Source organism: Flavobacterium sp., from assembly GCF_031363805.1.
GTDB lineage: Bacteria > Bacteroidota > Bacteroidia > Flavobacteriales > Flavobacteriaceae > Flavobacterium.
The window spans coordinates 1-5,140 of record NZ_JANLVD010000253.1 but is presented as its reverse complement, the minus strand read 5'-3'; the positions used below and the strand labels follow the sequence as shown (position 1 = coordinate 5,140).

At 31.2% G+C, this 5,140-nt stretch carries 5 protein-coding genes; 2 read left to right on the top strand and 3 right to left on the bottom strand.

Annotated elements, in window-relative coordinates; all coding sequences use genetic code 11:
* Window positions 1–338 (top strand): 16S rRNA (cytidine(1402)-2'-O)-methyltransferase (locus tag RMN92_RS13080; protein WP_409024864.1); only part of this gene is annotated, 338 nt, incomplete at its 5' end.
* Window positions 339–360: 22 nt separating this feature from the next.
* Window positions 361–2,049, top strand: coding sequence for a single-stranded-DNA-specific exonuclease RecJ (gene recJ, locus RMN92_RS13075; RefSeq protein ID WP_309609882.1), 1,689 nt, complete (start codon window positions 361–363; stop codon window positions 2,047–2,049).
* 3 nt (window positions 2,050–2,052) lie between these two features.
* On the opposite strand, the gene RMN92_RS13070 is transcribed toward recJ, so the two are convergent.
* The 3 genes from RMN92_RS13070 to RMN92_RS13060 form a co-directional block, all read right to left on the bottom strand.
* Complete coding sequence (locus tag RMN92_RS13070; protein WP_309609881.1) at window positions 2,053–2,490, bottom strand: translesion error-prone DNA polymerase V autoproteolytic subunit; 438 nt, start codon at window positions 2,488–2,490, stop codon at window positions 2,053–2,055.
* A complete protein-coding gene (locus RMN92_RS13065; protein WP_309609880.1) occupies window positions 2,481–3,743 on the bottom strand; it encodes a Y-family DNA polymerase in 1,263 nt (420 codons plus the stop codon). The genes RMN92_RS13070 and RMN92_RS13065 overlap by 10 nt, the downstream gene beginning before the upstream one ends.
* A gap of 211 nt (window positions 3,744–3,954) precedes the next feature.
* A complete protein-coding gene (locus RMN92_RS13060; RefSeq protein WP_309609879.1) occupies window positions 3,955–5,073 on the bottom strand; it encodes a DUF418 domain-containing protein in 1,119 nt (372 codons plus the stop codon).
* Window positions 5,074–5,140 lie beyond the last annotated feature (67 nt).

Below are 5,140 nucleotides of genomic sequence, written 5' to 3'. Positions count from 1 at the left end.
CATTTGTTCCTGCTCTTGTAAATAGCGGCTTTCCAAATGACAAGTTTATTTTCGAAGGTTTTTTGCCCGATAAAAAAGGTCGACAAACCAGATATTTGGCTCTTGCAGAAGAAACTCGAACCATGATTTTATATGTTTCGCCACACAAATTGGTTAAAACATTACTTGAATTTATTCAGTATTTTGGAGCAGAAAGAGCTGTTTCGGTTTCCAGAGAAATATCAAAATTGCATGAAGAAACAGTAAGAGGAACTGCCGATGAAGTTTTAAAACATTTTGAAGCCAAACCACCAAAAGGCGAAATTGTAGTGTGTGTCATGGGAAAAAGTTTAAAATAAATCTGAAATACAATCTAAAAGAATGCGTTGGACAGTTAAACCAAAACCATCGGCTGAAAAAATAAAAGAATTGACATCGACACTTCATGTTGATGAACAAATTGCTTGTTTATTGATTCAACGCGGTATTGAGAGTTACAATCAAGCCAGACAATTTTTTCGTCCAAGTTTATCAGATTTACATGATCCATATTTGATGAAAGATATGGATAAAGCGGTGGATAGAATCGAAAAAGCCATCAAAAACAAAGAAAATATTATGATTTTTGGCGATTATGATGTCGATGGAACTACTGCAGTTTCCTTAGTATCATCTTACTTAAAAACATATTATCCAAATGTTACCACTTATATTCCAGATAGATACGATGAAGGTTACGGCATTTCTTATAAGGGAATTGATTATGCTGATGACAATGGAATTTCATTAATTATTGCATTAGATTGTGGCATAAAATCTATTGATCACGTTGAATATGCCAATCAAAAAAATATCGATTTTATAATTTGCGACCACCATCGTCCTGGATTAATTTTACCGAACGCCATTGCGGTTTTAGATCCAAAACGTGAAGATTGCTCCTATCCTTATGATGAATTGTGTGGTTGTGGAGTAGGTTTCAAACTCGTACAAGCACTGGCTCAAAACAGAAATCAAACTATTGATGATTTGATTCCTTATTTGGATCTTGTTGCAACGGCCATTGCCGCAGATATAGTACCTATGAATGGTGAAAACCGTATTTTGGCAAAATTTGGGTTGGAAGTCATCAATTCAAATCCGCGACCAGGAATTAAAGCATTGATTCAGAATTTAAAGAAAAAAGTGTTAACGATTACAGATGTAGTTTTTATTATTGCGCCAAGAATTAACGCTGCAGGAAGAATAAAACATGGCAACTATGCAGTAGAATTATTGACCGAATTTGACTTGCCACAAGCAGAAGAATTTGCATCGCAAATAGAAATTTTTAACGCAGACAGGAAAGATTTAGATAAAAGAATTACGCGAGAAGCATTACAACAAATAGAAGATTCTGATGAAGAAAATACTTATACTACTGTTGTTTACCAAGAAGATTGGCACAAAGGAGTCATTGGAATTGTAGCTTCAAGACTTATTGAAACACATTATAAACCAACCATAGTTTTTACCAAAAGTGGCGATAAGTTGGCTGCTTCGGCAAGATCTGTAAAAGATTTTGATATTTATGATGCTTTGGAAGCCAGTTCTGAACATTTAGAACAGTACGGCGGACATATGTATGCTGCTGGAATGACTTTAAAAGAAGAAAATTACACCGCTTTTAAAAATAAATTTGAAAACGTAGTTAAAGATAGCATTCATCCAGATTTGAGGAAACCAGAAATTAGTATTGATGCAGAAATTAGCTTAAATAATATTAATGATAAATTTTTTAGAATTTTAAAGCAATTTGAACCTTTTGGACCTAAAAACATGACACCAGTTTTTATTTCAAAAAATATTCGGGATACAGGTTATGCAAAAACATTGGGTAAAGATGACGAACATTTAAGGTTGTTTATCAAACAAAATAATAGCGAAGGTTTCCCAGCGATAGGATTCAGTTTAGCCAATAAAATGAATACTATTGAAAATCAAAAATCGTTTGAAGCAGTATATACTATTGATGAAAACGAATGGAATGGCACTGTGAGTTTGCAATTAAAATTGAAAGATATCCAGTAAATTTTACAAACTTTTAATTACATAAGTAACTATTCCCCAAACAATTAAAACATTATCATCAGTAATTATAATTGGTTTGTAATCTGAGTTTTCAGGCATTAAATAAACACAATCTTTCTCAATTTTAATACGTTTTACTGTAAATTCGCCATCAATTAAACATATAGCAATTTTATTATTTACAGGTTCCAAACTTCTATCAATAACTAAAAGATCTCCATCGCTAATTCCAGCTCCAATCATAGAATTGCCTTTGGCTCTAGCATAAAAAGTAGCGTCTTTATTTTTTACTAAAAAAGCATCAAGACTTATTTTTGTACCATCAAAGTCAGCGGCTGGCGAAGGAAATCCAGCTTTTATTCCGTCTACAATAAAAGGATATTCGCTGGAATTCTCCAAATCGGGAATAAAAAATATAAGTTTTGATTTTTCTATTGGCATTTTACTTCAATAATATCTTTAATATCTGTAGTGAAATTTTTTGACAAATGGTTCTGACGCATTTTCCAAGTCCTTTGCAAATCTTGATTTCCCAAGCGAATTTTTCTTTGTCCTACTTTTTTATGAACAGCATCAATAACTTCCATCAATTTTTGGTGCTTAGGGTTTTCTTCTTCAAAAAGATTCAATTGTTTTTGATCCTGCGGACTTATTTGTGTTACAATAACACCTGCTTTTTGATAAATTTGATTTGGTTCAAAAATTTTCTCAATCATTTTTACTGCCAAATTACTAATTGTAATATTAGAATTCGTAGCAAAAGGCAATGTTTCAATTGTACTAGAATAATATGATTTGTATTGATGTTTGTCTTTGACCAACATTACAATTATGCTATAACAACAAGAATTTTGTTTGCGTAGTTTCTCAGCACAAACCGTTCCAAATGTTGAAACTCGCTCTTTCAAATCGTCTAGATTGGTTAACTTTTTTTCGAAACTTCGCGTAATGGCAATACTCTTTTTGGTGACTATTAATTCTTCAATATTAAGCACAGATCTGCCTTCTAGTTCACTTTTTAAACGCATGCCAATTACACCCATTTCACGTTTTATCCAACTTTCATATTTAGGCTGAATAAAATCAAAAGCAGTATTTACATTTATAAGTCTCAATTTTTTTGCTAGGCGAGAACCAATTCCCCAAACATCTTCAATTTTTGTCCATTTTAATGCTTTGATACGTTTTTCATCAGTATCAATAATATAAATTCCATTGGTTCTAATAGGATATTTTTTTACGATTCTATTGGCTACTTTAGACAATACTTTGGTAGGTGCAAACCCAATAGAAATAGGTAAACTCAACCATTTTTGAACTCTATCTTTCATTTGCATTCCGTATTCTTCATAACTTGAAATTTCCATTCCATCAAAATTCAAAAACGCTTCATCTATACTATAAATTTCAACATTTGGAGAAAATTGCTTCAAAATATTCATTACTCTCGAACTAAAATCACCATACAAAGCATAGTTTGAAGAAAAAACCTTTACATCCAAATTTTGCAACTCGGTACGAATTTTGAATTCTGGAGCGCCCATTTTTATACCAAGCAATTTTGCTTCTTCACTCCGGGAAATAACACAGCCATCGTTATTAGATAAAATAACAACTGGCTTCTTAATATATTCTGGATTAAATACACGCTCACAAGACGCATAGAAATTATTACAATCAACAATGGCATACATATTGTAAAATTACAAATAAGTATTCATATAAAAAGTTGATAAATAATTTTAATTATTAGAATTATGGCGTGTCATAAATAAAATTTAGTTCGTGCCTCACTTAATTTTATTTATGTCGGGCTATTCGTTGCAATCTTTTTGTTCGTTCCTCTCAAAAAGGATTTCCACTGCTATCCCTCACGCAGCAAAATGGAAAATTAAACATTATTTTTCATGGTTTTGATATAGTACAACTCCATCTTCTCCACAAAATTTCCAATGGTCCATAATTATTGCTTTTTAACCACCAAAAACTAAAAAATATCTGAAGAATATAAACTCCAACAGCAATCAAGAAATAACAATAATAAGGTAAAGTATAGAATAAACGCAATCCGAAACCCTGAAAAATAAAAAAACTAATGAGGTTCTGCACCATATAGTTCGTCAAAGTCATTCGACCAACAATCGAAAAGCAACCAAAAATAGTCCTGCAACGCTGTTTCAAAAACAACAAACAAATACACGCTGTCGTGAAAATCATAGTCAACAAAACAATCCAATAATTGGGAGAAAAATAAGCCAAATAGGTAGCCTTATTTTGAAATGAAAAGAATAAAATCAAACTCAAGACTAGAGCAGAAACAAAAGAAATCAATATGATTTTTTTAATTCTCTTTGGATAAAAGGAAGCTTTTTCAAAAAAATTTGTTTTCTGTGCCCAAAGCCCAAGCAACATACAAACAAACATAACACAATGTGCTGTAACCGAATATCCAAGGTTGACAACTTCAAAATAGTACGAAGACCAAAAATTAAACTTAAACAAATCTACTATAGAGTGACTATACCGCAATGGAGCAATAATTGCAATTTGAGTTTCTACATACGACATATCCAAAGCATTGATGTAAGCATCTAAAAACGGAATAAAAAATAAAATCATCGAAGCAATAATCAATATTTTCTTTGCTGATAGTTTATAAAAAAATAAAATCAACAAACCTAAAAAAGCATAATCCCTCAGAATATCACCATCGTAGATAATACTATTTACAAATGCAAAAACAAACAAAATAAACATACGTTTTATAAAACCCAAATAAGAATTGCCTTGAAATTTATCCATAAAAACTCCAAAACCGAAACCAAACAAGACAAACAATAAAGACCATCCTTTGGCTGAAAATAAAAATTTTTCTAGCGTTTGCAAAATCTTGCTTACAAAGCCTTTCCCTATTATTTGATAATTTTCATCATAAGCAAAAACACTATAATTACAAATAACCACTACCAGCAATGCCCAACCCCTAAGTATATCTATAATTTTTATTCTGTTTGTTGAGTTCATTATTTAGATATTAATTTACAATAAAAATTTATTTTTTCTAAAAATAAAACAAAAAATCCCCATCAAA

What these genes read in the sequence shown, in the direction of transcription:
- recJ (WP_309609882.1), top strand. Translation starts at nt 361, where the DNA reads ATGCGTTGGACAGTTAAACCAAAACCATCGGCTGAAAAAATAAAAGAA.
- RMN92_RS13070 (WP_309609881.1), bottom strand. Translation starts at nt 2,490, where the DNA reads ATGCCAATAGAAAAATCAAAACTTATATTTTTTATTCCCGATTTGGAG.
- RMN92_RS13065 (WP_309609880.1), bottom strand. Translation starts at nt 3,743, where the DNA reads ATGTATGCCATTGTTGATTGTAATAATTTCTATGCGTCTTGTGAGCGT.
- RMN92_RS13060 (WP_309609879.1), bottom strand. Translation starts at nt 5,073, where the DNA reads ATGAACTCAACAAACAGAATAAAAATTATAGATATACTTAGGGGTTGG.